Below are 26,334 nucleotides of genomic sequence, written 5' to 3' on the forward strand. Positions count from 1 at the left end.
AACAATCCACGCGACGCTCCGTTTTCATTGCAGATAAATGCGGAGGTGAAATCATGGATATTGTTGAAACTCGTGTGAGTTCGCTTGGTGGATTTGCAACCTATCTGGTTGAGTTTGTGACCGAGGGTGAGGAGCGTATTTCGGTCAAGGTCGAGAATGAAACCGGAGCTGAGCTTCGACGCGATGCGGTGATACGCAAGGCAGCCATCAAGCTCGGTGAGGCGCTCGGCGTGGCATGTCTTGAATGCGGCATTGAGCCAGCAACCCAGATTACGCTACCAAGTGCTCGCCGCGCCGGTGATCGTACTGAGCTTGAACGACAGCTGGATGAGGGGTTGGAAGATAGTTTTCCGGCCAGTGATCCTGTTTCGGTAACATCGTCCACCATTGCCGGGTTTGCAGGGCCAAAGAACTGACTGGTCTCGAAACAATAAAGCCGGACAGTTCGTCCGGCTTCTCAAGTTGTTGATAAAAAGAGTCTCATTTGCACCGTATCCATCTGATCTTATTCAGAGATTACGACGTTTTCCTTCCATGAGATCAAGTACTGCTCGTGCGCAATCAAGCACATTTGTTCCAGGGCCGAAGACTGCCGAGACACCGTGATCAAACAGATACTGGTGGTCCTGACGTGGAACCACCCCGCCGCAAACGACAATGATATTCTCAGCGCCTTTTTTGCGCAGAGTTTCGACAAGCTGCGGCAGAAGAGTTTTATGCCCGGCTGCGAGCGATGACACGCCCAGCACATGAACCTTTGCCTTGATCGCCATATCAGCCGCTTCATCGGGTGTCTGAAACAAAGGCCCGGCCAAGACTTCAAAGCCGATGTCACCAAAGGCAGATGCAATTATTTTGGCACCGCGGTCGTGTCCATCCTGACCGAGCTTGGCAACCATGAGACGCGGCTTGTCGCCCGTGTTTTTGGAGAATTCTTCGAGGCGCTCCACAAGGGTCAAATATTCCGGCTCATTTTCATAGGCTGTGCCGTAGACGTCTTTGACGACTTTTGGCACTGCCGCATGATCGCCGAAAGCGCTGCGCATCGCATCGGAAATTTCGCCGACGGTGGCGCGTGCACGCGAGGCCTCCACCGCTGCCGCCAAGATATTGCCTTCGCCAGTCTTTGCGACCTTTTCCAGTTCTGAAAGGGCTGCTTCGACGTTAGCCTTGTTGCGGGTTTCTTTGATGCGATTGAGGCGGGCAATCTGCGAATTGCGGACGGCGGTGTTATCGATTTCGAGAATGTCGATATTGTCTTCCTGCTCCAGACGGAACTTGTTGACGCCGACGATGACCTCTTCGCCCTTATCGACCGCAGCCTGCCTACGGGTGGCTGCTTCTTCGATCAGACGCTTAGGCAGTCCGCTTTCAACGGCTTTGGTCATGCCGCCAAGACCTTCGACCTCTTCAATCAGCGCCCATGCTTTTTCGGCCAGCTCATTGGTCAGGCTCTCAATGTAATAGGAGCCTGCGAGCGGATCGACGACCTTGGTAACGCCGGTTTCGTTTTGCAGAATAAGCTGTGTGTTGCGGGCAATGCGGGCAGAAAATTCTGTCGGCAAAGCAATGGCCTCATCGAAAGAATTGGTGTGCAGCGATTGCGTGCCGCCAAGCGCTGCCGACATAGCCTCAAAGGCCGTTCGTACGATGTTATTGTAAGGGTCTTGTTCCTGCAACGACACGCCTGATGTCTGGCAATGAGTGCGCAGCATCAGCGAGCCGGGCTTCTTCGGCTCGAATTCCTTCATAATGCGTGACCAGAGCAGGCGGGCTGCGCGCAGCTTGGCGATTTCCATGAAGAAGTTCATGCCAATGGCGAAAAAAAATGACAGACGCCCTGCAAATTCATCGACATTGAGGCCTTTGTTGAGTGCAGCGCGGACATATTCGCGCCCATCGGCCAGCGTGAAAGCCAGTTCCTGAACCAGCGTCGCACCTGCCTCCTGCATGTGATAGCCGGAGATGGAAATCGAGTTGAATTTCGGCATTTCAGTTGCGGTATAGGCGATGATATCCGCAATAATCCGCATGGAGGGTTCCGGCGGATAGATATAGGTGTTGCGGACCATGAACTCTTTGAGAATATCATTCTGAATAGTGCCGGACAGCAGATCGCGCGAAACGCCTTGTTCTTCGCCTGCAACGATGAAATTGGCGAGGATCGGGATCACAGCTCCATTCATCGTCATGGAGACGGAAATCTTTTCAAGCGGAATGCCATCAAAGAGGATTTTCATGTCCTCGACAGAATCAATCGCCACGCCTGCCTTGCCCACATCGCCTTCGACGCGCGGATGATCGCTGTCATAGCCGCGATGCGTCGCAAGATCAAAAGCAACCGATACGCCTTGCTGACCGGCTGCAAGCGCTTTGCGGTAGAAATTGTTCGATTCTTCGGCGGTCGAAAAGCCTGCATATTGCCGGATGGTCCATGGGCGCCCGGCATACATGGTTGCACGTGGCCCGCGAAGGAACGGTTCAAAGCCGGGCAGGGTGTCGAGATGCTTAATGGGAGCTAAATCGTCAGCCGTGTAAAGCGGCTTCACGTCAATGCCTTCGGGTGTGTGCCATACAAGGCTATCGGCAGGGCGCTTCAGTTCCTTTTCGGCCAGCTTCGACCAATCGCTTTTTGTGGGGCGCTCGCTCATATCCGTCCTCACTCAAATTCCATGATAAGCTCATCAACCGCGAGGCTTGCGCCTTCTTCCGCAGCGATGCGCTTAACGGTCGAACGACGCTCGGCGCGGAGCACATTTTCCATCTTCATGGCTTCTACGGTTGCCAGCGGCTGACCGGCCTCGACCGTATCACCGTCTTTGACGAGAACAGAGGTAATCACGCCGGGCATCGGGCAGAGCAGCATTTTTGATGTGTCCGGCGGCAGCTTGACCGGCATGAGCTTTGCCAGTTCTGCAACACGCGGTTTGCGGACATGGGCGATTGTATCAATCCCGCGCCAGCGCAGTCGCCAGCCTGTCCTTGAGCGCAGAACCTTGACGGCGATTGACTTGCCGTCAACCGTAAAGGCGCCAAGCTGATTGCCGGGATGCCAGTCGCTGGCAACAGGGAGGCTCTGGCCATTGTCAAAGTTGATGACTGTGCCGCCTTCGCCTTCAGATATGTGAATGGTCAGGCTATGGCCGCCAAGTGTTACTACCCAGTCGGTTGCAACCGACTGATCCTGCGGCGAAAGCCTGCCGGAAATCTGGCTGTTGCGCCGTTCGACACCCAGGTTGATCTGCGCAGCGACGGTGGCGAGCACATGCGCATCATCTTCCGATACCGCCACACCTGCAAAACCATCGGGATATTCTTCTGCGATGAAAGCAGTGGTCAATGCGCCTGCCCGAAAACGCGGATGCTCCATAACGGCGGACAGAAATGGTAGGTTGTGACCGATGCCTTCGACTTCAAATGCATCGAGAGCTCCGCTCATAGCAACAATTGCGCTGGTCCGATCCTGTCCCCATGTGCACAATTTTGCAATCATGGGATCATAATACATTGAAATCTCGCCGCCCTCAAAAACGCCGGTGTCATTGCGGATGACGGTGCCGTTTGGGTTGCATCCCTCGACGGGCGGACGATAGCGCGTCAGCCTGCCAATAGAAGGCAGGAAGTTGCGATAAGGGTCTTCGGCATAAAGGCGGCTTTCGATCGCCCAGCCGTTGAGTTTCACATCGGCCTGACTAAGGCGCAGCTTTTCACCAGAAGCAACGCGGATCATTTCCTCAACCAGATCAATGCCGGTGATGAGTTCCGTTACCGGATGCTCGACCTGCAACCGCGTGTTCATTTCTAGGAAATAGAAATTGCGATCACCGTCGACGATGAATTCGACTGTGCCTGCGGAGAAATAGCCAACTGCTTTGGAAAGCGCGACCGCCTGTTCGCCCATGGCTCTGCGCGTTGCTTCATCCAGAAACGGCGAGGGCGCTTCTTCAATCACTTTCTGGTTGCGGCGCTGAATGGAACATTCGCGCTCGCCCAGATAAATGACATTGCCGTGCTGATCGCCCAGAACCTGAATTTCGATATGGCGCGGCTGAGTGACGAACTTTTCGATGAAGATGCGGTCATCGCCAAAGGAGGATTTCGCCTCATTGCGGGAAAGCTGGAAGCCTTCGCGCGCTTCGTCGTCATTCCATGCGATCCGCATTCCCTTGCCGCCGCCGCCAGCGGAAGCCTTGATCATCACCGGATAGCCGATAGATGTCGAAATGCGGACTGCCTCGTCTGCATTCTCGATTAGCCCCATGTGGCCGGGAACGGTCGAGACACCAGCTTCGGCTGCCAGCTTCTTAGAGGTGATCTTGTCGCCCATGGCTTCAATGGCATTCACTGGCGGACCAATGAACGTTACATTTGCGGCTTTCAGCGCTTCGGCAAAGCGTGGGTTCTCTGATAGAAAGCCATAGCCCGGATGCACCGCATCTGCGCCAGTCTCTTTGATTGCTGCAAGAATTTTATCAATGACGATATAAGACTGGTTCGAGGGCGCTGGTCCGATATGCACTGCTTCGTCAGCCATTTTAACATGCAGCGCATTGCGGTCTGCATCGGAATAGACGGCGACGGTTGCAATGCCCATTTTCTTGGCGGTTTTGATAACCCGGCATGCGATTTCGCCGCGATTGGCAATGAGGATTTTCTTGATCATTTGAATCGTACCCGTAGCAATCTTACAGCGGAATGGTGTCGTGTTTCTTCCATGGCGTGTTCTGGCTCTTGTTTCGAAGCGCAGAGAACGCACGGGCGATACGGCGGCGGGAAGAATGCGGCATGATCACTTCGTCGATGAAGCCACGCTCGGCAGCAACGAATGGATTGGCGAAGCGCTCTTCATATTCTTTGGTGCGAGCGGCGATTTTTTCCGCGTCGCCTAGTTCTGAGCGGTAGAGGATTTCGGTCGCTCCCTTGGCGCCCATGACAGCGATTTCAGCCGTCGGCCATGCATAGTTTATGTCGGCACCAATGTGCTTTGATGCCATCACGTCATAAGCGCCGCCATAGGCTTTGCGAGTGATCAGCGTCACCATCGGGACTGTTGCCTGACTATAGGCAAAGAGAAGCTTGGCACCGTGTTTGATCACACCACCATATTCCTGTGCTGTCCCTGGCAGAAAGCCCGGTACATCAACCAATGTTAGGATCGGAATACTGAACGCGTCGCAGAAGCGAACAAAGCGCGCTGCCTTACGCGACGAGTCTATATCGAGGCAACCGGCGAGCACCATCGGCTGATTGGCGACCACGCCAATTGTCTGGCCTTCCATGCGGATGAATCCGGTGATGATGTTTTTGGCAAAAGCTTCCTGAATTTCAAAGAAGTCGCCTTCATCCGCCAGAGCGAGAATCAGCTCCTTCATGTCGTAAGGCTTGTTGGCACTGTCCGGGATAAGCGTATCAAGCCGCATTTCAAGGCGAGCCGGGTCGTCATGGAACGGGCGGGTCGGCGCTTTCTCACGATTGTTCAGCGGTAGAAAGTCGAACAGCATGCGAACTTGTTCAAGCGTTTCGATATCGTTTTCATATGCGCCATCGGCGACAGATGATTTCTTGGTATGAGTCGACGCGCCACCGAGTTCTTCCGCTGTAACAATTTCATTGGTAACGGTTTTCACCACGTCAGGGCCGGTTACGAACATGTAGGAACTGTCGCGAACCATAAAGATGAAATCGGTCATGGCTGGCGAATAGACCGCGCCGCCCGCGCATGGGCCCATAATGACGGAAATTTGCGGAATGACGCCCGATGCATCGGCATTGCGTTTGAAAACATCGGCATAGCCTGCAAGGGACGCTACGCCTTCCTGAATGCGTGCGCCGCCAGAATCATTGAGCCCAATGACTGGCGCGCCATTCTGCATTGCCATATCCATGATCTTGCAGATTTTTTGCGCGTGGGTTTCAGAAAGCGAGCCGCCAAGAACGGTAAAGTCCTGACTAAACACATAGACCTGCCGACCATTGATGGTGCCCCAGCCCGTCACCACGCCATCGCCTGCGATCTTCTGCTTTTCCATGCCGAAGTCGGTGCATCGATGGGTGACATACATATCGAACTCTTCGAACGATCCCTCGTCGAGAAGCACGTCTAATCTTTCGCGGGCGGTGAGCTTGCCTTTGCCGTGTTGCGCATCTATGCGCTTCTGTCCGCCGCCAAGACGGGCTTCGGCACGACGGGCTTCAAGCTGTTCGAGAAGTTCCTGCATTCGCTATGACCTTGGAAAGCTAAGAAATTACGGAATTATTGTCTCAATGCTTAGAGCCAGTATGCCGCATTCTGAAAGCTTGAAAAGGTGCGATTGTGTAATTTATAAATTTGCAAATAGCGAAATGCAAATTTGCAAATATGGCACCCTGTTATGGCACCCAAAAAACTCTATGTTGGCAGGAAGATTCGCGACATACGCGAGCAGCACAAGGCCACCCAGTCTGGTTTTGCTGAACGCTTAGGTATTTCAACGAGTTATCTCAATCAGATTGAAAACAATCAGCGGCCTGTATCTGCCGCTGTGCTGCTGGCACTGGCTGAAAATTATCAGATTGATATTGGTGCCATTTCGCTGGGCGATGATGATCGGTTGTTATCGGCTGTATCGGAAGCGTTGGCCGATCCGGTGTTCGATAATTACAAGCCGAATTTGCAGGAATTAAAGCTGATCACGCAGAACGCCCCGGGACTGGCTCATGCGCTGATTGCTTGTCATCAGGCTTATCGACGCAACAGCGAGCAGCTTGCAAGCCTCGATCACCAGCTTGGGCGTGCGCCGTCCGTTGCAGAACCAGCGCCTTATGAAGAAGTACGCGACTTTTTTCATTTCATTGATAACTACGTGCACGAGCTTGATATTGCGGCTGAAAAACTTGCAGACGAGTTGAGAATTCCATTCCGCGACATCGGCGTAGCACTGCCGCAATATATGGAAGAGCGTTATCGTGTCCGCGTGGCACGCGCAGATCCCGATGAAGCCATTTTGCGGCGATTCGATCCCGTTGCACGGGTGCTCTATCTCAATCCATATTCGCCAGCCTCGACGCGCAATTTCCAGATTGCGTTTCAGATTGCCGAACTGGAAATGGAGGAGCTCGTCACAGCAATTGCAAAGCGTGCCGATTTTCGCTCAGCGGAGGCCGTAGAGATTTGCAAAATCGGCCTGCGCAACTATTTCGCTGGTGCGCTGGTCTTGCCCTATCAGACGTTTCTGTCGGCTGCCAAAGAGTTGCGGCATGATCTGGAATTGCTGGCATCGCGCTTTGGGGCAAGTCTGGAGCAGGTCGCGCATCGTCTGAGTACATTACAGCGCTCTGGTCAGCGCGGTGTGCCGGTGTTTTTTGCGCGTATTGATCGTGCTGGGAATATCACCAAGCGGCACAGTGCCGCTAAGCTGCAATTTGCGCGTTATGGTGCTGCCTGTCCGTTGTGGAATGTGCATCAGGCGTTTGAGACGCCGGGACGGATTATCCGACAACTTGCCGAAACGCCCGATGGTGCGCGCTATCTCTGCGTTGCAATGGAACTGACCAAGAGCGAGGGCGGCTTTCACGCGCCGCAGCGCCGCTATGCCATTGCTCTGGGATGTGAAGTCACGCATGCGCAGGATTTTGTTTATGCGGATGGGCTTGATATTGCCACACGCTCAGCATTCGACCCAATTGGTGTTTCCTGCCGAATTTGTGAGCGGGCGGAATGTGTCCAGCGTGCCGTGCCGCCGCTGAAAAGCAGGTTGGCGGTCGATCACGACCGCCGTGGAATCCTGCCTTACAGGCTGCTTTAAAGGTCAGAAGCCGGAATGTTCTTTGAGGAATTCGGCTTCTTCCGCTGTTGTTTCGTGACCCAGAACCTTGTTGCGGTGTGGGAAGCGGCCAAAACGCTCAACAATATCGTGGTGCTGTCTGGCAAAGCCTAATGAAAACTCGTTGCCGAGCTTTTCATAAAGATCAAGGCAGCGCTTCTGATCGCTCAGATTTTCGCTGTGCATGAAAGGCAGGTAGAAAAACTGGCGCTCATCAGCAGACAGATTGCGATCAAAATCGTGGTCCAGCGCTCGCGTTGCCACATCACGGGCAAGACCGTCGCTTTCAAATGAACGTGGCGAGCCGCGGAACATGTTGCGCGGAAACTGGTCAAACAGAATCGTCAGTGCGAGTGCGGTTTCTGGCTGCTGCTTCCAATCTTCAAATTTGTCGGCACGCGCATCTTCATAGGCTGCCAGAAACTTGTCGCGAATTTCCGCATCAATTTCATCGCTCTTGGTGAACCAGTTTTCGCGCATTTTTGCTGAAAACCAGAAATCAAGGACGTCTTTTGGTTGAATGGTCATAGCGGCTCGCTTTGTTTATGGGGTCTGGTTCTGATTGTCTGGCGAAGAGCAGGGCGTTTCGCCTTTTAAGTTGCGGGACATGCAGCCAAATCGGTCGAAGCCTTTGCCTGCATCCATCGCCGCTTTGCCTGCTCCGCAACCCGAAAGAATGGCCAGCGATATAAGTAGGATAACGTTATTCATCTGGGTTTCCTGTTGGGTGTGTGGTTTGGATATAGGCAATGTGATTTGTGCGGCAATAGATACAGGTTTTTGTCATCAGCCGCGACCGCGATAATTGGGTACAGACTGTTCAGGGATCCAGACATTTTTGGGCGTTTCACCTGTCTGGTAAAACACATCAATCGGAATGCCGCCGCGCGGATACCAATAGCCGCCAATACGTAGCCATTCCGGCTCAAGCAGTGCAACAAGCCGCTTAGCGATTTTGACTGTGCAATCTTCATGGAATGCGCCATGATTGCGGAACGAAAACAGGAACAGCTTGAGCGACTTGCTTTCAACAAGCCATTTGCCCGGCACATAATCGATCATCAGATGAGCGAAATCCGGCTGTCCGGTCATCGGGCAGAGAGAAGTGAATTCCGGTGCGGTGAAGCGAACGCAGTAAGGCGTTCCTACTTGTGGGTTTTCCACCCTCTCAAGAACTGCCTCTTCAGGAGATTGGGGGGCGGCAGTGTTTGAACCGAGTTGTTTAAGATCAGAATATATCGTCTTTTCAGACATTTGCGTGCCTTTACTTAAAGCCACGGTGCAGTCTTAACGCTTAACGATTAAGCGCTTGTCCTTGTTTTGACCGGGTAGGCTGCGACCGGTGGCAGATTGCCAATGGCTCCGAGTAGCAGTCTTGGACAATTAGGTAAAGGCAATAGAAAAACCCGCGCTGGGAGGGCGCGGGCTTTTCGTAACGCTAAAAGTGTTTAGCGGCGGTCGGACAATACGCAGCCAATTGCTACGCCAATCGCAATGCCGATAAGACCGGCTGTGCCAAACAGAGTGGTGGCTGTGCCAGGATTCTCTTTTACGGTCTCTGCGACGGCCTGTCCGCGCTCGCGAACGACCTGTGCCGCATGACGGAAACGACCCGATGCATCATCAAATGCATCTTCCGCACTATCGCGCAGATCGTTTGAGCGGGAAGCCAAAGACTTAGACAGGCGCTTCAACTCACCGCGCAAATCAGCAACCTGCTGTTCCAAAGCCTGCTGAACGTCATTAGCTGTCTTGTTATCGGCCATTTCAAACCTCCATTGGAATTGATGAACATAAAACGATCATTCAACCTTTTGGTTCCGTTGGAGGAAAAGTTTTTATTTCGATTTTTCTGAAAAGATCGGAAGCAAGCTGAGGCCGCGACCAATACACACGCCAGCCATCGCGCCAACTGCTTTGAAGACAAAATCGGCAAATTCGCCATGCCGTCCGGGTGCCAGCCGTTGCATCAATTCAAACATGCCGGCGCATCCGATTGTAAGCAGCAGCACAGCGATCCAGTGGCGGGGATAAGCAAGTGCGAATAGAAAACCCACGAGGAAGAAGGCTGCAAAGCGCTCAAGATCGGCGGGTTCTCCCGTTATGGGGCGAAACTGAATTGGGCTGATGGTCACGATGAGGATGAAAGCTAATGCCAGCCATGCGGCAAGGCGAAAAAGTCGTTTCATTCGGTATGGCCTTTTATTCTGCCGTATAGTTGCCGACAGGTTCATCCTGAGCCGGATCGCCACAACGAGAATACATCTGGTCGGTTATCGACTTTTTGAGTGCATTGCCAAATGGCAATTCATAATTTGCGATAACATCGACACCCATGCACCATTTCACATTGTCTGGAGAGAGGCCGTAATTGGTTTCGAGGAAGCCAATCGCATAAGTTATGCCTTCTTCGCAATCATCCGTTGTGCAGAAATTGCCATCTTTCGCCAATTGGAGGATCGAACCTTCGCCGATCTTTTTAACAATGGGCTCAATCGCAAAAGGTGTAGCACCGCCAAGTGCAATAATGACCAGTCCGATGATCGTAAATTTAATGGAACGCCGCATGAATCGCTGTCAATTATTGATACTGTTATCATTTTATAACGCATGAGCGGCACGATAATGGCAAGTGCATCACCAAATGTACCTGCAACTTATAATCATTATGACTAATTGTGACGGTTTAATATTGACTTTTACGTAAGTCCGGCTGCACAACAATCGCCTGCATACTGCAAGGCAGGGATATAGTTGTGCGCGAATATTATACGATCACAGAGCTGACACGGGAATTCGGGATTTCTACCCGGACTTTGCGTTTCTACGAGGATGAGGGTTTGATTGCGCCTGTAAGGCGTGGTCGTACACGCTTGTTCAGGCCTTCCGATAGGCATCTCCTCAAGCAAATCATGCGTGGCAAGCGCCTTGGTTTCTCAATCGCAGAAATCCATGAGATCGTGCAGATGTATCGTGAGCCGCCGGGTGAAACCGGACAGCTCAAGCTCTTGATGAAGCGCGTCGAAGAAAAGCGCGCCGATCTTCGTCAGAAGCGCCGGGATATTGACGAAACGCTCACCGAGCTTGATCAGGTGGAAGAAGCTTGTATCGAACGCCTTGCAGAGCTTGGCGTTTCTACCTGATTTTACTGATTATCCGGTACGGGTGAGCACATCTGCGCGATTTGCTGAACCGTACTGTTGTTGTTCTGATCAGCCTTACCGCTAAAGACATCATCGAACAGTTTGGCTTTATCGAGCTCACTGACCACGCAACGGCAGAATGCCTTGCACAGCGTCTCGCTGCCGCTTGGCAGGCATGATGCGACGCAGGATTGTGTGAAAGCAGGGCGCTGGTCGGGTGGCGAGATTTGCGCAAAGCAATAAACAAGCGCGATTAGCACAGGTTGGTGAATCAGATAGAACGCGAGACTGTGGCGACCAATGAAGGTCAACGGCTTTTGCAGCAGACGCGGTTGAACGCCGCCTGAGAGTATTGGTAGCCAGTTGAACCGCTCAAAGATGCGGGCCGTTGCAATGCCAATGAGTACCGCACCAAACCACGGAAAAAGCGGCACATAATCATTGGAACGTGGCGGGATTGTAGAAAGCCCAACCCATGCAAGCCACATCTGATTGAAAAAATCGGCCTGTGCATAGAACGGCGCGGTGATGACGAATGCTGCAACGATCAGCGTTATCACTGGCGGGGTGCGCAGGAATAGAAGACCGAGCAAGCTCGCCAGTGCGATCTGATGCAGAATGCCAAAGAAGATGAAGTTATCCGGCGACATGTAATAGGTGACGGCGGAAATGGCAGCAGCGGCAGCTGCTATCTGTAGAAAGCGTTTTCCGACTGCATTCCAGCGAATAGCACGACCATGCGCCAGAACAAGACTGAAACCGACGAGAAACAGGAAGCTCGATGCTATGCAGCGCGCAAAAAGCTTCCAGCCGCCGTGGCTGGTGGTGCCCGCTGCCATGTAGCCAAAAAACTCGAGATCCCAGCCGAAATGATAAATCGCCATGGCGACCAACGCCAAACCGCGCGCTATGTCGATGCGTTCGAGGCGCGGGCGGCTTGGTGGCGTCAGATTAATTTCGGCGTTGGTCTGCATAATGCGTCCTAGGCTTTGACAGTAAGAGTCGCGAAGATTCTTATCACATGCCATTGCATGGCTATAGTATGTCACAGAGCCGGATTCGTTCGGTCTGTGTGAAATCGACAGCCCTTCTTGGAGATCAGTTTGTTTTTCAGTGTTTCAAAACTTTTCTGGCTGTTTTTTCAGCCGCTGACGATCATCTTTGTATTTCTGCTACTCGCACTGATATTGGTATGGACTGGTTTCCGAAAGCTTGGTCTTACCGCGATGATAAGCGGTGCGATTGTTCTATTTTTCAGTGCTTATACAACACTTGGAAGCTTGCTTCTGGTGCCGCTGGAAGATCGCTTTCCGAAACAGGCGGAACTGCCGTCCCACGTCCACGGTATTGTGGTGCTGGGCGGCTATATGAATGGCGATATTAATGCGGGAAGGCCGGGCTTTGAGTTAAACAGCGCCGCTGATCGTATCTTTGAGACAATGCGGCTTGCTAAGCTTTATCCCGACGCGAAAGTGATTGTATCCGGCGGTGATGGTGCGTTTTTTGAAGAAGCTGTACCGGAAGCTGAGAGCACACGCATGATGCTCGCTGATCTCGGCTTTTCCGGTGATCGCTTCATTTTTGAAAGTAAGTCGCGCAACACGGTTGAAAATGCGGAGTTTTCGAAAGAACTGGCTCAACCGAAACCGGGTGAGACGTGGCTGCTTGTCACCTCAGCTTATCATATGCCGCGTTCGATTGGCTGTTTCCGCAAAGCCGGTTTCGATGTTGTAGCGTGGCCGGTTGATTACAAAACGCCAGCCAAACAGAGTTTCTCACTTTATTTTGAAGCGCCTAATGAGGGCTTGTCACGCTTTAGCGTCGCCATGCGGGAATGGGTTGGGCTTACAGCTTACTGGTTGACGGGCAAGACAGATATGCTCCTTCCACAACCCTGATGCCCCAATTCTGCCGTGACTTTAAAGCTTTTGTTAAACATATGCCTTTTTAACGTTTTGATACTAAATGGATTTTTGAAACGTGCTGCGACGGGGTGGATTTAAGTGCCGTATTTCTGCCATTTTTCACAGTTGCGTTTCATATGTGTCAGGGCTATATCTCAGGTAACAGCGTTGTGAAGGACGCTGCTTATAAGAGTTGCACAACAAGGTTGTAAAAAATCTCCATGGACGAAACCGTTCAAAAATCCTGCTGGGGCGTTACGCTCTGGGCAGTCGTTGGCCTCGCTACAATCATTCTTATGGCTTATCTCTTCTCGGTCTGATGCCGAAAGGGATGCGTAAAGCGGAAACTTGATGCCGCATTTCGGCAATCTGTTTGCGTTGTTCCGCACTTAAACTATCTATAATGGTGTAATATCATTTTGCTGCCTGCTTTGCGTGGTTGGCATATGGAGTTGCACAGCCCGATTTGGGTTGGATAGGTGTAGAATGTTTCTGTCGGTATTCGATCTTTATAAAATTGGCATTGGTCCTTCGAGTTCACACACGATGGGCCCGATGACTGCCGCGCATATGTTCCTCAAGGAACTTATTGGTGGCGATTGGCCAAAGCCTGCCAATGCTAAAGTTTATCGACTGAAGGCAAGCCTTCATGGCTCGCTGGCCTATACCGGTGTAGGGCACGCCACAGATCGCGCTGTGATTCTCGGCCTTTGCGGCTTCACACCTGATTCGATTGATCCTGATATCATGGATTCTGAAGTCGAAAAGGTTTCTCGCGCAAGAACCGTGCAGCCCGCGGGTCATCCTGCCTATCAATTTGATCCAAAAACCGATCTGGTTCTGGATCGCAAGACGCCATTGCCGGGCCACGCCAATGGTATGGCGTTTGAAGCTTACGATAAAAGTGATCGGCTGTTGCTGCGTCGTGTTTATTTCTCGATTGGCGGCGGTTTCGTCGTCACTGCTGAAGAACTAAGCCGCGTGCAGACAAGCGGTGGCAAGCGCGAGGAAAAGGCTGATGTGCCTTATCCGTTCAACAATGCTGCCGAAATGCTGACAATGGCCCGAAAAAGCGGCCTCTCGATTGCCGATATGAAACGCGCCAACGAAGAATGTCATATGTCGTGCCTTGATCTCGATGAAGGTCTGGATCGCATCTGGGGTGCTATGCGTGGCTGTATCGACCGTGGTTTGAGCCGCGATGGTATTATGCCGGGTGGCCTGAAAGTGCGTCGTCGTGCTCGTCAGCTTTTTGAGCGACTTGAAGATGATTGGCGTAACAACAAGATTAACCCGCTGCTCGCCAATGATTGGCTGTCAGTCTATGCAATGGCGGTCAATGAAGAAAATGCGTCGGGTGGACGCGTCGTAACTGCCCCGACCAATGGTGCGGCGGGCGTCGTGCCTGCCGTTTTGCGCTATTATCTGCACTTCCATGATGATGCAGATGCGAAGGGTATTCGCGATTTTCTGCTCACCTCTGCCGCTATTGGCGGCGTGATCAAACACAATGCCTCAATTTCAGGTGCCGAAGTTGGCTGTCAGGGTGAGGTCGGTTCGGCTTCTGCTATGGCTGCTGCGGGTCTCGCAGCTGTCATGGGCGGTACACCTGAGCAGATCGAAAATGCAGCCGAAATAGCACTTGAGCATCATCTTGGCATGACATGCGATCCTGTTGCCGGTCTTGTGCAGGTGCCATGTATTGAGCGCAATGCGCTGGGTGCGGTTAAGGCCGTCACCGCTGCGTCGCTTGCCGTTAAGGGCGATGGGCAGCATTTTGTGCCGCTTGATGCGTGTATCGAAACCATGCGTCAGACGGGACACGATATGAGCGAGCGTTACAAGGAAACCAGTCAGGGTGGCTTGGCCGTGAATGTGGTCGCCTGCTGAAGATAAAATTCTTATGACTTGAAGACTGCATTCGGCTTGGCTAAATCATCGCCATGGCACTCAATCTCGTAAAACTTTGCGTCGGTTGCGACAGTATTGAAGATCTCGCAGCCTGGATCGATTTCCGGCTTGCGGAGCAGCGTGCTGCCGGGCTGGTCCCGGAACAGTTTCACACGACACGCATGGTTCCCAAGCGCGCCGAAGAGTTGCTCGACGGCGGTTCGCTCTATTGGGTTATCAAAGGCAATGTACAATGCCGCCAGCGTCTTCTGGATATCAGACCGTTTACGGATGAGCAGGGCATCAATCGCTGTCATCTGGTGCTGGAACCTAAAATCCATCCGACGGATTGGCAGCCGCGCCGCGCTTTTCAGGGCTGGCGCTACCTTAACGAAAATGAAGTTCCGCTCGATGAAGCGATAGGTAAGTCGGGAAGGGCTGCTTTGCCATCCGAATTGCGACAAGAACTAGCGGCCTTGGGTTTGCTCTGACCAAATAAAAAAAGCCTGCCGGACCGGCAGGCTTTTTTGATGAAAAACTTTTAAATCAATTTTCGATGGTGAGGCGAACCGCGACTTTATCAGCCGTCACGGGTAAGGTCATGCGCATCATCGTGCGTGGCTTAACCATGCGGCGGTTGCGGGCGGCGTGGCTAACCAGTACGCCCACCAGATCACGCGTATGAAACGTCTTGCCATGGCGCACGTCGGCAATTCGAAGTGCAGCTTGCTTCAAGGCTTGCACTGAAAACAGCGATCCGAGTGCGGACGGGCGGTGTGCCTCATCTGTCCACAGGTTGGGTGCCAAAGCATGTTGTGTCAGTGTCTCGTTCATATTCGACATCTCGAAACCCTCTACGCAATACAAATTTCGGGTTTAAAGCTATGCGGGAGAGCGAACTCACCCGCGTTTATTAGTTTGCGACTGCGTAGCAGCCAAAGTTCTTCTTTTTCAGTGATGCGCATGCATCCCATGCTGCTTGCTTTGAAGAAAAGCCAACAAAACGAGCACGGTAGAAAGTCGAGTTACCCTTCACAAAAGTCTCGGTGTAGGGCGATGCCGAACGCAGAGGAGCGCCGACAGAAGATGAAACCTTGGTCAGCATATCGCGGGCCTGACCTTCGCTTGGCAGCGATCCGACCTGAATAGCCCAGCCACCAGATGCTGCTGGTGCGGATGCTGTTGTTACCGGATCAATTTCATGTGTCACTGGCGCGGTAGGAACAACTGCCTTTGGCGTTGGGCGAACTGCTGCCTGTGCAGCCATTGCTGCTGGGCGCTGGGTAGGAGCTGCAAGCGCCAGTACCTGTGGCTGCTCAACGTCGCCTTCGCCGGTTTCATTGTTGATGACGTCTTCAACAGCGACAACCTGACGAGCAACTGGAACCGGTGCGTTGCGAGCCTTTGGCAATGCTGCAGAGGCGACGACCTGAGGCACTTCACTACGCATTGCAATGAGCGGTTCAGATGCACGGCCACGCGTTGCTGCTGGCAGATATTGCTTGATAAGCTGTGCCATATGCGCATCGCGGCTTGCACCAGTATTGCCGCCCATAACGACTGCTACGATACGGCGACCATCGAGATTGACTGACGAAGCCAGGTTGTAGCCCGATGCATTGGTGTAACCGGTCTTGATTCCGTCAACGCCTTCAATGCGGCCGAGAAGACGGTTGTGACCGCGAATGGTCTGACCGCGATAATCAAAGCTGCTGCGCGAGAAATACGCAAAGTCGCGCGGGAAATGCTGACGAAGTGCGATGCTGAGAATCGCCATGTCACGCGCAGTTGTGACCTGCTGCATGTTTGGAAGGCCGGAAGCATTGCGGAATGTAGTGTTGCTCATGCCAAGGCGACGGGCTTTTGCAGTCATCATCTGGGCAAAGCGCTCTTCAGAGCCACCGAGGAATTCGCCGGATGCTGCTGCAACGTCATTGGCAGACTTTGTCACCATTGCAAGAATTGCATCTTCAACGCGGATCGACTGGCCTTTTTTGAAGCCGATCTTTGTCGGCGGGCGAGCCGCTGCATAGGCTGAGACTGGAATACGGGTGTCTTTGTTGATGCGACCGGTCTGAATTGCTTCAAGCAGCATATAGATAGTCATCATTTTCGTTAGCGACGCAGGGTAGCGTTTCGCATCCGCGCTTGAGGCAAACAGCGTTTTACCCGTGTTGGCATCGACAACAATGGCAGCATATCTGTCATTGGCAACAGCTGGAACGGTAGTCGAGGCCGTAGAGCAGCCTGTTACAACAGCGAGAAGAAGGGTGGCTTGCGCCGCTCTTTTCAAGGCATATGCTACGTTACTGAATGCTATACGCACGATAATGACCTGCCTGTATCCCGGTTTTTTGAGCTGCGGCACAAAGGGCACACAGCAATCTAATTCGGGAACCTTACTGTCATCAGCGTTACCAATCCGTTTATGGTAACCGCATTATTCATAATTTCTAAAAAAAGTTGATGGGCAAGCTGTGAAGTTGTGCGCAAGAAATACGTAATTCAGTGAGCAAGGCCTTATGTAAGCGGGGCTTCAAATTTTCGTTATTATGACGAAGAAGCCCAGATAATTGTGTCAATGCGCTAACTTGCAAGAAGTCTCGGTTGCAAGTGGCAAGGAAGGGCTTAAAATCACCGTATGACGCCCTACATAAAGGGCAAGCAGGCCATAGAGTTGGGCATCGGGTGATAGGTTACATGCGGCATTTAAATCCAGTCATGCAAAGCAAGGCAAATGGCGGGAACGGACCAGATAATGGTACCGTTGTGGTTACGCGCACGCAGACCAAAACCAAGAAGCCAAGTCTCTATCGTGTTCTGCTTCTCAATGATGACTATACTCCCATGGAGTTTGTCATTCATGTCCTGCAACGTTTTTTCCAAAAAGACATGGACGACGCGACGCGTATCATGTTGCATGTCCATAATCATGGTGTCGGCGAGTGTGGCGTGTTCACATACGAGGTTGCCGAAACCAAGGTTAGTCAGGTCATGGATTTTGCCCGCCAAAACCAGCATCCATTACAATGTGTAATGGAGAAAAAGTGAGGTCATATGCCATCGTTTTCTCCCAGCCTTGAAAGGGCGCTGCATCAGGCGCTTACCATCGCGAACGAGCGGCATCACGAATATGCCACGCTCGAACATCTTTTACTTGCCCTGATCGACGATCAGGATGCGGGCGCAGTGATGCGCGCTTGTAACGTCGATCTTGAGCATCTGAAAAAGATCGTTACCGATTATATTGACCGTGAACTGGACAACCTCGTCACTGGCTATGATGAAGATTCGAAGCCGACGGCGGCTTTCCAGCGCGTGATCCAGCGCGCTGTCATCCACGTTCAGTCGTCAAACCGCGAAGAAGTGACTGGTGCAAATGTGCTGGTTGCCATCTTTGCTGAACGCGAAAGCCATGCTGCCTACTTCCTGCAAGAGCAGCAGATGACGCGTTATGATGCTGTGAATTATATTTCGCATGGCATTTCCAAGCGCACGCAGGGCAGTGAACCGCGCACGCCGCGTGGTGCTGAAAGCGCGAGCGAAGAGCGCACAAGCGTGGAGCCGGAAGAAGGCGCAAAGAAAAAGCAGGATGCACTGACTGCTTACTGCGTCAATCTGAATGAAAAAGCCAAAGCGGGTCGTATTGATCCGTTGATCGGACGTGACACTGAGATCAGCCGCACGATTCAGGTTCTTTGCCGTCGCTCCAAGAACAACCCGCTTTATGTGGGTGATCCGGGCGTTGGTAAAACCGCGATTGCGGAAGGTCTGGCAAAGCGTATCGTTGAAGGCGATGTGCCGGAAGCGCTTGCTGATGCCACGATCTTCTCACTCGACATGGGTACGCTGCTTGCAGGCACCCGATATCGGGGTGATTTTGAAGAACGCCTGAAGCAGGTTGTGAAAGAGCTCGAAGAATATCCGGGTGCGGTTCTGTTCATCGACGAAATTCATACTGTCATCGGTGCCGGTGCGACTTCGGGTGGTGCGATGGATGCATCGAACCTCTTGAAGCCAGCGCTTTCCTCGGGTGCGATCCGTTGCATCGGTTCGACGACCTATAAGGAATATCGTCAGTTCTTTGAGAAGGACCGCGCTCTGGTGCGTCGTTTCCAGAAGATCGATGTCAATGAGCCATCGATCCCGGATGCGATTGAGATCATGAAAGGTCTGAAGCCGTATTTTGAAGACTTCCATAAAGTCAAATATACGGTTGATGCCATCAAGTCGGCTGTAGAGCTTTCCGCACGCTATATCTCTGACCGCAAGTTACCTGACAAAGCCATCGACGTGATCGATGAAACTGGCGCAAGCCAGATGCTTTTACCGGAGAACAAGCGCAAGAAGACCATTGGCGTCAAGGAAATCGAAGCAACCATCGCCACCATGGCACGGATTCCGCCTAAGTCTGTCTCGAAAGATGACGAGCAGGTGCTTGCACATCTTGATGCCGAGTTGAAGCGTGTCGTCTATGGTCAGGACTTGGCGATTGAAGCGCTTTCCTCTGCAATCAAGCTTGCCCGTGCAGGTCTTCGCGAAGCAGACAAGCCAATCGGCTCCTATCTGTTTTCCGGACCAACAGGCGTCGGTAAGACGGAAGTTGCCAAGCAGCTAGCTTCTTCGCTGGGTGTCGAACTGCTTCGTTTCGATATGTCGGAATATATGGAGCGCCACACCGTATCGCGTTTGATCGGTGCCCCTCCAGGATATGTCGGCTTCGATCAGGGTGGCCTTCTGACCGATGGCGTCGATCAGCATCCGCATTGCGTGCTGTTGCTCGACGAAATCGAAAAGGCGCATCCAGACCTCTACAACATTCTGTTGCAGGTTATGGATCATGGCTCGCTCACCGATCACAACGGCAAGAAGATCGACTTCCGCAACGTGATTCTGATCATGACCACCAATGCCGGTGCCGCCGATATGGCTAAGGCTGCGATTGGTTTCGGTTCGACGCGGCGCGAAGGCGACGATATGGAAGCGATCAACCGGCTGTTCACGCCGGAATTCCGCAACCGTCTCGACGCAATCGTTCCATTCGGACCGCTGCCGGTTCCTGTCATTCATCAGGTCGTTCAGAAGTTTGTGCTTCAGCTCGAAGCGCAGCTTGCAGAACGTGGCGTGACATTCGAACTGACCGAGCCTGCTATCGCATGGCTTGCTGACAAGGGTTACGACGAGCGCATGGGCGCGCGTCCGCTGGCTCGTGTCATTCAGGAGCATATCAAGAAGCCATTGGCCAATGAAGTGTTGTTTGGCAAGCTCAAGCACGGCGGTACAGTTCGCGTCGATGTGATTACGAAGGACGACGGCAAGACCGATCTTGCTCTTGAGACTGTTTCCGACAAGCCGGTTACGCCTAAGAAGGACATTCCGGCTGAGAAGAAGCAGCCCGTGCGCAAGAAGGCAGCACCGAAGAAAGCTGAAAAGGAAAAGGTTCTGGCTGGCAAGGACGAGGCCGCACCAAAACCTGCCGCTAAGGCTTCGACGGCGAAATCGTCGGTTCCTAAAGTGCCGCGTAAGAAATAAGAACTACAAAAAGGCCCTTCGCAAGAAGGGCCTTTTTCATGGTGCAAGTTTGCGTGCAAATGGCCTAATCTCAATCATGTCTTCGAGTCGCTCATCCATTTCCGGTTCATCATCGCCTGAACAGTCTGGTCATTTTGGCTGGTTTTTGCGTGGTACACGCCGGATCATGAGTGTCCCTGCCATTCTGCTGATGAGTTCATTCATCGGCTTTTCCGGACTGGCGATCGAGAGCGGCATAACGGTTGGACAGGCTGTTTTCATGACGCTGACCATCTGGGCGCTGCCTGCGAAAGTGGTGCTCATTGGCGCGATTAGTGCTGGGGCGTCAATCCCCGCAGCGGCCTTGGCTGTTGGATTATCGTCTGTTCGTCTGATGCCGATGGTGGTGGCGCTTTTGCCCGAATTAAAAGGCCCAAACACACGCAAGCTGACACTTGCTGCCCTTTGTCATTTTGTGGCGGTGACGGCATGGGTCATGGCAATGGAAGAGCTGCGTAATGTGCCGCGCAATATGCGGACCAGCTATTTTGCAGGTATTGGCACAGTGCTTGTCGGTACGAACGCGCTTGTGGTCGCTTTGGTATATACGCTGTCGGCGTCATTTCCGCCGGTGGTGTTTGCGGCACTTTTCATGCTCACGCCGATGTATTTTCTCACTTCACTTTGGCGTTCGGCGCGTGAGCGCGCAGGGCAGATTGCCATGGTTTCGGGCATCGTGCTTTTCCCAATCTTCCACCAGTTTGCCCCCGGCTATGATCTTCTGATGACCGGAATTGTTGGTGGCGTAATCTCTTTTGTCTTTCATCGTGCACGCAAGTCAAAGGAGCCCGTTTTATGAATTGGGATAGTTATTCCGATTGGTGGTGGCCGCTTCTTTTCATCCTGCTTGCCGGCGCGCTTCCGACATATCTCTTCCGCGTCATGGGCGTGATTGTCGGCGGCAGGGTCCGCGAAGATTCTGAAGCGCTGGTATTCGTGCGCTGTGTCGCTACGGCACTTGTTGCTGGCGTTATCGCGCAACTCATTCTTTATCCGAACGGGGAGCTTGCCAACTCGCCCATGTGGCTGCGGGTAGGGTCGGCTGCAGCGGGCTTCATTGCTTATCTGATTGCCGGAAAGCGTTTGCTTGTTGGTATTGTCGTGACGGAAGCCCTGCTCGTCGCAGGGCTTCTAAGCTTATAAAGCGGATTCTTATCAAAGTGCTGCGCGGATTTTCTCAGCATTTGCTGTAAGAACCGCGGCGTCTTCCATTTTTCCGGTATGTGGTTTCAGTTCTACACCTTCAAAACGCGGAATGACATGGAAGTGCAGGTGATAAACTGTCTGGCCTGCTGCCGGTTCATTGAACTGAATGACAGTGACGCCATCCGCGTCAAAAGCTTTCTTCACGGCATTTGCGATCTTCTGCACGGCTTTGATGGCTTCGGCAAGCGCTTCCGGCTTGGCGTCAAGCAAATTGCGTGACGGTGCTTTTGGAACAACCAGCGTGTGGCCGGTTCCCTGCGGCATGACATCCATGAATGCCACAACATCATCCGTTTCATAGACGCGCGTTGACGGGATCTCGCCGCGCAGGATTTTTGCGAAGGTGTTGTTGTCATCATAGGTGGCGGACATGCTGTTCTCCATTTCAATCAATTATCAGGGTATTCATGTGTGTTTGAAGGGCGAATGCTCTTCGAGTGCTGCGTGGATTTGATCAACTTCTCGCCGCTCGCGTTCCAGATAGTCACTGACAGCGCGGCGGAAACCTCCATGGGCAATGTAATGCGCGGAATGGGTCGTAACAGGCACATAGCCGCGCGCAAGTTTGTGTTCACCTTGCGCTCCGGCTTCGACAACGCGCAGTTTGCGATCAATCGCAAAATCGATTGCCTGATGATAGCAAACTTCAAAATGCAGATAGGGGTGGTCCTCGATGCAGCCCCAGTGACGACCGTAAAGCGTGTCGCTGCCAATGAAGTTGATCGCGCCTGCAATATAGCGTCCATCGCGTTTTGCCATGACCAGCAGAATATCGTCGGCCATGCTCTCGCCAATTAGCGAGAAAAACTTACGGTTGAGATAGGGGCGGCCCCACTTGCGGCTACCTGTATCAATATAAAATTCGTAAAAGTCATCCCAAACCGATTCCGTCAGCTCCTGGCCGGTCAACCAGTCGATTTGAATGCCTTCTGAAACCGCTTCGCGGCGTTCTTTCTTGAGAGCTTTCCGTTTTCTCGACACAAGCTCATTTAGAAAATCATCATAATTACAAAAGTCATTGTTTATAAAATGAAACTGCTGATCCGTTCGATGCAGAAAACCGGCTGCTTCGAGCGATGAAATCTCGGCTCGGGGCGCGAATGTAACGTGAGCAGAAGAAGCGCCTGTCTGATCAGTGAGTTGCCGCAGCCCCGTCGCGAGCGCAACCTGAATAGCTTCCGGCTCAAATTCTCGATGATGAAGCAGGCGCGGGCCGGTTGCGGGGGTGAACGGAACTGAGGCTTGAAACTTGGGGTAGTACCTTCCACCCGCCCGTTCAAAGGCATCTGCCCAGCCATGATCGAAGACATATTCGCCCTGACTATGGCCCTTTAAGTAATTGGGAACAGTGCCGATCAAATAGCCGTCATGATCTTCCAACCGCAGAAAGTGAGGCAGCCAGCCAGCTTGTTGTGACACAGAACCTGATTGTTCCAGCGCCAGAAGAAATGCGCGGGAAATAAAGGGATTGTAATTTTCGCCTTGCGGGGAAGTTCCCGCAAGGCGGTTCCATTCGTCTTCAGAAAAATCGCCAACGCTTTCGACAACCCGGAGAGCGAAGCTTTGTTCAGTCTGCCTTTCGTCGTCATTCATGGCGAAGTATCCTGCTAGGCGACCAATGTGCGTGGATCAAAGCCTTCGAAGGTGATTTGATCCACGTTCTGATCGCTATGCGTTTTCATTTCCGGATTGCGTACCGTCCAGCTGATGACCGGAAGGTCAAGTTTCTCGCGCACGAAACTAACAAACGGGTTTGGCAGGTGATGCACATTATAGGATACGAATGCAATCTGATGCGCGAGCATCGAGAAATGCGCTTCGAAGTGCTTCATCTGCGTGCCTTCGGCAGTGAGCCCGCCCGGAATACCAGGAGCATCGCTTGCAAACAGTCGAACCAGATGATGGTCGAATGACATGATTGCAGCTTCGCCCTTGTAACCGGTTAGCTCTTTGGCAACTGCCGCAACGAGACCGTCATCGCGGCCCTCGATACCTTTTAGCTCGATCACCACCGGAACACGACCGGCAACCAGATCAAGCATCTCGCGCAAAGATGGAGCGTGGTCGTTTGTACCGCCGATTTTCAGAGCGGTTGCTTCTTCAAGCGTCAGGTCGCTGACGCGGCCCTTCTGACCTGTGAGGCGCTCGAGGTCGTCATCGTGGAAAACGATCACGCCGCCGTCTTTGGTCAGGTGTACATCACACTCAATGGCAAAGCCTGCTTTTGCAGCTGCGTCGAAAGCTGCAAGCGTATTTTCCCAGCGCGTGTTATTGAGGTCGTGGAGGCCGCGATGTGCAATCGGCTGTTTCTTCAGCCATTCTGGAGATGACATTATGCAACCTCGATGATGGCTTCTATCTCAACCGGCGCATTGAGTGGTAAGCTTGCGACGCCGACAGCCGAACGTGCGTGCTTGCCAGCATCACCAAGAACGGCAACGAGCAGGTCAGATGCACCATTGGCAACCAGATGCTGCTCAACGAAATCGGTGGTCGAGGCAACGAATACGGTAATTTTCACAATACGCTTGATCTTGTTCAGATCACCAAGCGCTGCTCTCGCTTGTGCGAGAATGTTGACTGCGCAGGCACGTGCCGCAGCCTGACCATGGGCGACCGTAAGCGCATCACCGATCTGGCCGGTATGAACGAGCTTGCCATTTTCCAATGGAAGCTGACCTGAAGTCAGCAGCAGCGAGCCTGTTTGTGCGAAAGGTACGTAGTTCGCAGCCGGTGCCGCAGCTTCTGGCAAAGTTATACCCAAATTTTGCAGGCGGCTGTCGATGGTGTCGGTCATTCCATTAATCCTTGCTAACTTAGTGCCGTAATAGATAGAATCGGTGAAGCTTTTGGGAAAGGTGCGTTTTTTGCCTCGCTTCCGCCACGAGTTTTTTTATCATGCTGCTCAACAGTTCGGGAGATTCTTATATGCATTTTTTGAGAATGGCGTTTGCGGCGAGTGGAGCGGCAGTTTGTGTTTGGGGTGGCGTTGCCAATGCTGCTTCGACGGTGTCGCTGATTCCGCATCGCGCCGTTTATGATCTCACATTGGATCGTGCCGATGAGAAGTCCGGTATTAGTGGACTGACAGGGCGCATGGTCTATGAGTTCAATGGTTCTGCTTGTGAAGGCTATACAACGAATTTCCGTTTTGTAACGCGCATCGACATGGATGAGCAGCCACAGCGTGTGACCGATCAGCAGACAACGAGCTTTGAGAGTGCTGATGGAAAAGATTTCCGTTTTGCCAATAAGACCTTTGTTGACAAAGAGCTGGTTAAGGAAGTGCGTGGTGATGCTAAGGTTGAAGACGGAAAAACCGTTGTTGCATTGTCTAAGCCCAAAGAAAACAAGCTTGATCTAAAACCCACGCAGTTTCCTACAACCCATATGGAAGAGTTGATCGCGAAAGCGGCGGCTGGCGAAAAATTCTATCAGACGACACTCTATGATGCTTCAGAGGATGCGGATCGCGTTGTTGCGACAACTGTTGTCGTTGGCAAAGAGCAGGAAGCCAAGAACGACGAAACCAAGGCAATGGGCAAGTTCACAAAGGACAATGTCTGGCCGGTGACGATTTCTTATTTCGATGACAAGGAAAAGCAGGATGGCCTGCCGATCTATCGCATCAACTTCAAGCTTTACAAAAATGGCATCACCCGCGACCTGACCATGGACTATGGCGATTTCTCGATGCGCGGCAAGTTGGTTAAGCTCGATTTGTATGATGACAAGGCCGCAAATGCAGACTGCAAGTGAGGCATGAACCGAAGCCTTATGCGTTATAATTAGCGAAAGACTTGCATTTATCGGCGTGTTGGTTTAACAGCGCGCCTATTCCACACACGGGATTGGGCTTTTGCCGGGAGAAATCCGGCCTCAGCCTCCGGTGGCGAGTAATCGCCTCAGCCCGTGGAGGTTAAACCGGAAAAGGAAAATACAGATGGCATTGCCTGAATTCAGCATGCGTCAGCTTCTTGAAGCTGGTGTACACTTCGGTCACCAGACTCACCGCTGGAACCCAAAGATGGCTCCATACATCTATGGCGACCGCAACAATATCCACATTCTCGATCTGTCGCAGACCGTTCCTCTGCTGCACAATGCTCTGAAGCTCGTTTCAGACACTGTTGCTCGCGGCGGTCGCGTTCTGTTCGTTGGCACGAAGCGTCAGGCTTCTGACATCATTGCTGATGCTGCAACACGTTCGGCTCAGTATTATGTCAATGCACGCTGGCTCGGCGGCATGATGACCAACTGGAAGACGATTTCGAACTCGATCCAGCGTCTGCGCAAGCTCGACGAAATCCTCGCTGGCGATGCTCAGGGTTACTCGAAGAAGGAACGCCTGAACCTCGAACGCGAACGCGAAAAGCTTGACCGTGCTCTCGGCGGCATCAAGGACATGGGTTCTGTTCCTGATCTTATGTTCATCGTTGATACCAACAAGGAAGCAATTGCTATCCAGGAAGCCAAGCGTCTTGGCATTCCAGTTGTTGCGATCATCGACTCGAACTGTAACCCAGACCAGATCGATTACCCAATTCCAGGCAACGACGATGCTGCTCGCGCTATTTCGCTTTATTGTGATCTGATCGCTCGTGCTGCTCTTGACGGTATTGCACGTCAGCAGGGCGCTATGGGTATCGACGTTGGTGCGCAGGTTGAAGCTCCTGTTGAGCCAGCTCTCGAAGCTCCGGCTGCAAGCGCATAATCAGCGCTTATGATTTTCATCCATCCGTCACATGACGGGTGGATAACTTCATTCATTCCGATGCAATCAGCGTCGGTTAAAAGTTGGCACACCCATCCGGTGTG

28 protein-coding genes are annotated in these 26,334 nt (G+C 52.5%); 12 read left to right on the plus strand and 16 right to left on the minus strand.

Annotation, left to right across the window (positions count from 1 at the left end; genetic code table 11):
• Positions 1-53: 53 nt before the first annotated feature.
• The gene (locus tag J2782_RS02505) at positions 54-416 is read left to right on the plus strand and encodes a hypothetical protein (RefSeq protein WP_310009980.1); all 363 of its coding nucleotides are present in this window, start codon (positions 54-56) and stop codon (positions 414-416) included.
• A gap of 93 nt (positions 417-509) precedes the next feature.
• Here the strand turns inward: J2782_RS02505 and scpA are convergent, their stop codons facing one another.
• From scpA to J2782_RS02520, 3 genes are read right to left on the minus strand one after another with little or no spacing between them, the layout of a single operon-like run.
• The gene (scpA, locus tag J2782_RS02510) at positions 510-2,651 is read right to left on the minus strand and encodes a methylmalonyl-CoA mutase (RefSeq protein WP_310009981.1); all 2,142 of its coding nucleotides are present in this window, start codon (positions 2,649-2,651) and stop codon (positions 510-512) included.
• An 8-nt stretch (positions 2,652-2,659) separates the two neighbouring features.
• Entirely contained in the window at positions 2,660-4,663 is a 2,004-nt protein-coding gene (locus tag J2782_RS02515) for an acetyl-CoA carboxylase biotin carboxylase subunit (protein ID WP_310009983.1), read from the minus strand.
• Positions 4,664-4,685: 22 nt separating this feature from the next.
• The gene (locus J2782_RS02520; protein ID WP_310009984.1) at positions 4,686-6,218 is read right to left on the minus strand and encodes an acyl-CoA carboxylase subunit beta; all 1,533 of its coding nucleotides are present in this window, start codon (positions 6,216-6,218) and stop codon (positions 4,686-4,688) included.
• Between the two features lie 153 nt (positions 6,219-6,371).
• Here J2782_RS02520 and J2782_RS02525 point away from each other — a divergent pair, with 153 nt between their 5' ends.
• Positions 6,372-7,784: a helix-turn-helix domain-containing protein gene (locus J2782_RS02525; RefSeq protein WP_250040947.1), complete on the plus strand. Its 1,413-nt coding sequence runs from the start codon at positions 6,372-6,374 to the stop codon at positions 7,782-7,784.
• A gap of 3 nt (positions 7,785-7,787) precedes the next feature.
• Here J2782_RS02525 and J2782_RS02530 read toward each other — a convergent pair whose 3' ends face one another.
• The 6 genes from J2782_RS02530 to J2782_RS02555 form a co-directional block, all read right to left on the minus strand.
• A complete protein-coding gene (locus tag J2782_RS02530; RefSeq protein ID WP_310009985.1) occupies positions 7,788-8,330 on the minus strand; it encodes a DUF924 family protein in 543 nt (180 codons plus the stop codon).
• Positions 8,331-8,345: 15 nt separating this feature from the next.
• Entirely contained in the window at positions 8,346-8,513 is a 168-nt protein-coding gene (locus tag J2782_RS02535; RefSeq protein ID WP_310009986.1) for a hypothetical protein, read from the minus strand.
• A gap of 75 nt (positions 8,514-8,588) precedes the next feature.
• A complete protein-coding gene (gene queF, locus J2782_RS02540) occupies positions 8,589-9,056 on the minus strand; it encodes a preQ(1) synthase (protein WP_310009988.1) in 468 nt (155 codons plus the stop codon).
• A 194-nt stretch (positions 9,057-9,250) separates the two neighbouring features.
• Entirely contained in the window at positions 9,251-9,568 is a 318-nt protein-coding gene (locus tag J2782_RS02545) for an ElaB/YgaM/YqjD family protein (protein WP_250040939.1), read from the minus strand.
• Positions 9,569-9,640: 72 nt separating this feature from the next.
• Complete coding sequence (locus J2782_RS02550; RefSeq protein ID WP_310009989.1) at positions 9,641-9,991, minus strand: VanZ family protein; 351 nt, start codon at positions 9,989-9,991, stop codon at positions 9,641-9,643.
• Between the two features lie 13 nt (positions 9,992-10,004).
• On the minus strand, positions 10,005-10,370 hold the full coding sequence (locus tag J2782_RS02555) for a hypothetical protein (protein WP_310009991.1): 366 nt from the start codon (positions 10,368-10,370) through the stop codon (positions 10,005-10,007).
• 188 nt (positions 10,371-10,558) lie between these two features.
• On the opposite strand from J2782_RS02555, the gene J2782_RS02560 reads away from it, so the two are divergent.
• The gene (locus tag J2782_RS02560) at positions 10,559-10,945 is read left to right on the plus strand and encodes a MerR family transcriptional regulator (protein WP_094507367.1); all 387 of its coding nucleotides are present in this window, start codon (positions 10,559-10,561) and stop codon (positions 10,943-10,945) included.
• A gap of 2 nt (positions 10,946-10,947) precedes the next feature.
• On the opposite strand, the gene J2782_RS02565 is transcribed toward J2782_RS02560, so the two are convergent.
• Positions 10,948-11,919, minus strand: coding sequence for an acetyltransferase domain-containing protein (locus tag J2782_RS02565; protein WP_310009993.1), 972 nt, complete (start codon positions 11,917-11,919; stop codon positions 10,948-10,950).
• 129 nt (positions 11,920-12,048) lie between these two features.
• Here J2782_RS02565 and J2782_RS02570 point away from each other — a divergent pair, with 129 nt between their 5' ends.
• The 3 genes from J2782_RS02570 to J2782_RS02580 all read left to right on the plus strand — a co-directional run bounded on the left by J2782_RS02570 (position 12,049) and on the right by J2782_RS02580 (position 15,230).
• Positions 12,049-12,843, plus strand: a complete 795-nt coding sequence (locus J2782_RS02570; RefSeq protein ID WP_310009994.1) for a YdcF family protein — start codon at positions 12,049-12,051, stop codon at positions 12,841-12,843.
• A gap of 492 nt (positions 12,844-13,335) precedes the next feature.
• The gene (locus J2782_RS02575; RefSeq protein ID WP_310009995.1) at positions 13,336-14,739 is read left to right on the plus strand and encodes an L-serine ammonia-lyase; all 1,404 of its coding nucleotides are present in this window, start codon (positions 13,336-13,338) and stop codon (positions 14,737-14,739) included.
• 53 nt (positions 14,740-14,792) lie between these two features.
• Entirely contained in the window at positions 14,793-15,230 is a 438-nt protein-coding gene (locus J2782_RS02580) for a DUF1489 family protein (RefSeq protein WP_310009997.1), read from the plus strand.
• A 55-nt stretch (positions 15,231-15,285) separates the two neighbouring features.
• Here the strand turns inward: J2782_RS02580 and J2782_RS02585 are convergent, their stop codons facing one another.
• Together J2782_RS02585 and J2782_RS02590 are read right to left on the minus strand one after the other, a co-directional pair.
• Complete coding sequence (locus J2782_RS02585) at positions 15,286-15,582, minus strand: hypothetical protein (protein ID WP_310009998.1); 297 nt, start codon at positions 15,580-15,582, stop codon at positions 15,286-15,288.
• A 70-nt stretch (positions 15,583-15,652) separates the two neighbouring features.
• On the minus strand, positions 15,653-17,065 hold the full coding sequence (locus J2782_RS02590) for an SPOR domain-containing protein (RefSeq protein ID WP_310009999.1): 1,413 nt from the start codon (positions 17,063-17,065) through the stop codon (positions 15,653-15,655).
• Between the two features lie 374 nt (positions 17,066-17,439).
• Here J2782_RS02590 and clpS point away from each other — a divergent pair, with 374 nt between their 5' ends.
• The 4 genes from clpS to J2782_RS02610 all read left to right on the plus strand — a co-directional run bounded on the left by clpS (position 17,440) and on the right by J2782_RS02610 (position 21,453).
• Entirely contained in the window at positions 17,440-17,790 is a 351-nt protein-coding gene (gene clpS, locus J2782_RS02595; protein WP_250040925.1) for an ATP-dependent Clp protease adapter ClpS, read from the plus strand.
• Between the two features lie 6 nt (positions 17,791-17,796).
• Positions 17,797-20,271 carry an ATP-dependent Clp protease ATP-binding subunit ClpA gene (clpA, locus tag J2782_RS02600; RefSeq protein ID WP_250040924.1) on the plus strand — a complete coding sequence of 825 codons (2,475 nt, stop codon included), beginning with the start codon at positions 17,797-17,799 and terminating at the stop codon, positions 20,269-20,271.
• 76 nt (positions 20,272-20,347) lie between these two features.
• The gene (locus tag J2782_RS02605) at positions 20,348-21,109 is read left to right on the plus strand and encodes an AzlC family ABC transporter permease (protein ID WP_404989588.1); all 762 of its coding nucleotides are present in this window, start codon (positions 20,348-20,350) and stop codon (positions 21,107-21,109) included.
• The gene (locus tag J2782_RS02610) at positions 21,106-21,453 is read left to right on the plus strand and encodes an AzlD domain-containing protein (RefSeq protein WP_310010000.1); all 348 of its coding nucleotides are present in this window, start codon (positions 21,106-21,108) and stop codon (positions 21,451-21,453) included. The genes J2782_RS02605 and J2782_RS02610 overlap by 4 nt, the downstream gene beginning before the upstream one ends.
• A 12-nt stretch (positions 21,454-21,465) precedes the next feature.
• On the opposite strand, the gene J2782_RS02615 is transcribed toward J2782_RS02610, so the two are convergent.
• The 4 genes from J2782_RS02615 to J2782_RS02630 are packed head-to-tail and all read right to left on the minus strand — an operon-like array spanning position 21,466 to position 24,313.
• Positions 21,466-21,888 (minus strand): HIT family protein, encoded by a 423-nt coding sequence (locus tag J2782_RS02615; RefSeq protein ID WP_310010001.1) that lies wholly within the window; start codon positions 21,886-21,888, stop codon positions 21,466-21,468.
• A 33-nt stretch (positions 21,889-21,921) separates the two neighbouring features.
• The gene (locus J2782_RS02620; RefSeq protein ID WP_310010002.1) at positions 21,922-23,109 is read right to left on the minus strand and encodes a GNAT family N-acetyltransferase; all 1,188 of its coding nucleotides are present in this window, start codon (positions 23,107-23,109) and stop codon (positions 21,922-21,924) included.
• A gap of 14 nt (positions 23,110-23,123) precedes the next feature.
• Positions 23,124-23,849 carry a glycerophosphodiester phosphodiesterase gene (locus tag J2782_RS02625; protein WP_310010004.1) on the minus strand — a complete coding sequence of 242 codons (726 nt, stop codon included), beginning with the start codon at positions 23,847-23,849 and terminating at the stop codon, positions 23,124-23,126.
• Positions 23,849-24,313, minus strand: coding sequence for a RidA family protein (locus tag J2782_RS02630; RefSeq protein ID WP_310010005.1), 465 nt, complete (start codon positions 24,311-24,313; stop codon positions 23,849-23,851). The genes J2782_RS02625 and J2782_RS02630 overlap by 1 nt, the downstream gene beginning before the upstream one ends.
• A gap of 131 nt (positions 24,314-24,444) precedes the next feature.
• On the opposite strand from J2782_RS02630, the gene eipB reads away from it, so the two are divergent.
• Both eipB and rpsB read left to right on the plus strand, forming a co-directional pair.
• Entirely contained in the window at positions 24,445-25,275 is an 831-nt protein-coding gene (eipB, locus tag J2782_RS02635) for a cell envelope integrity protein EipB (RefSeq protein WP_310010006.1), read from the plus strand.
• Positions 25,276-25,459: 184 nt separating this feature from the next.
• The gene (gene rpsB / locus J2782_RS02640; RefSeq protein WP_250040913.1) at positions 25,460-26,230 is read left to right on the plus strand and encodes a 30S ribosomal protein S2; all 771 of its coding nucleotides are present in this window, start codon (positions 25,460-25,462) and stop codon (positions 26,228-26,230) included.
• Positions 26,231-26,334: the final 104 nt, after the last annotated feature.

Origin of the sequence: Brucella pseudogrignonensis (assembly GCF_031454375.1) — a bacterium.
Lineage (GTDB): Bacteria > Pseudomonadota > Alphaproteobacteria > Rhizobiales > Rhizobiaceae > Brucella > Brucella pseudogrignonensis_A.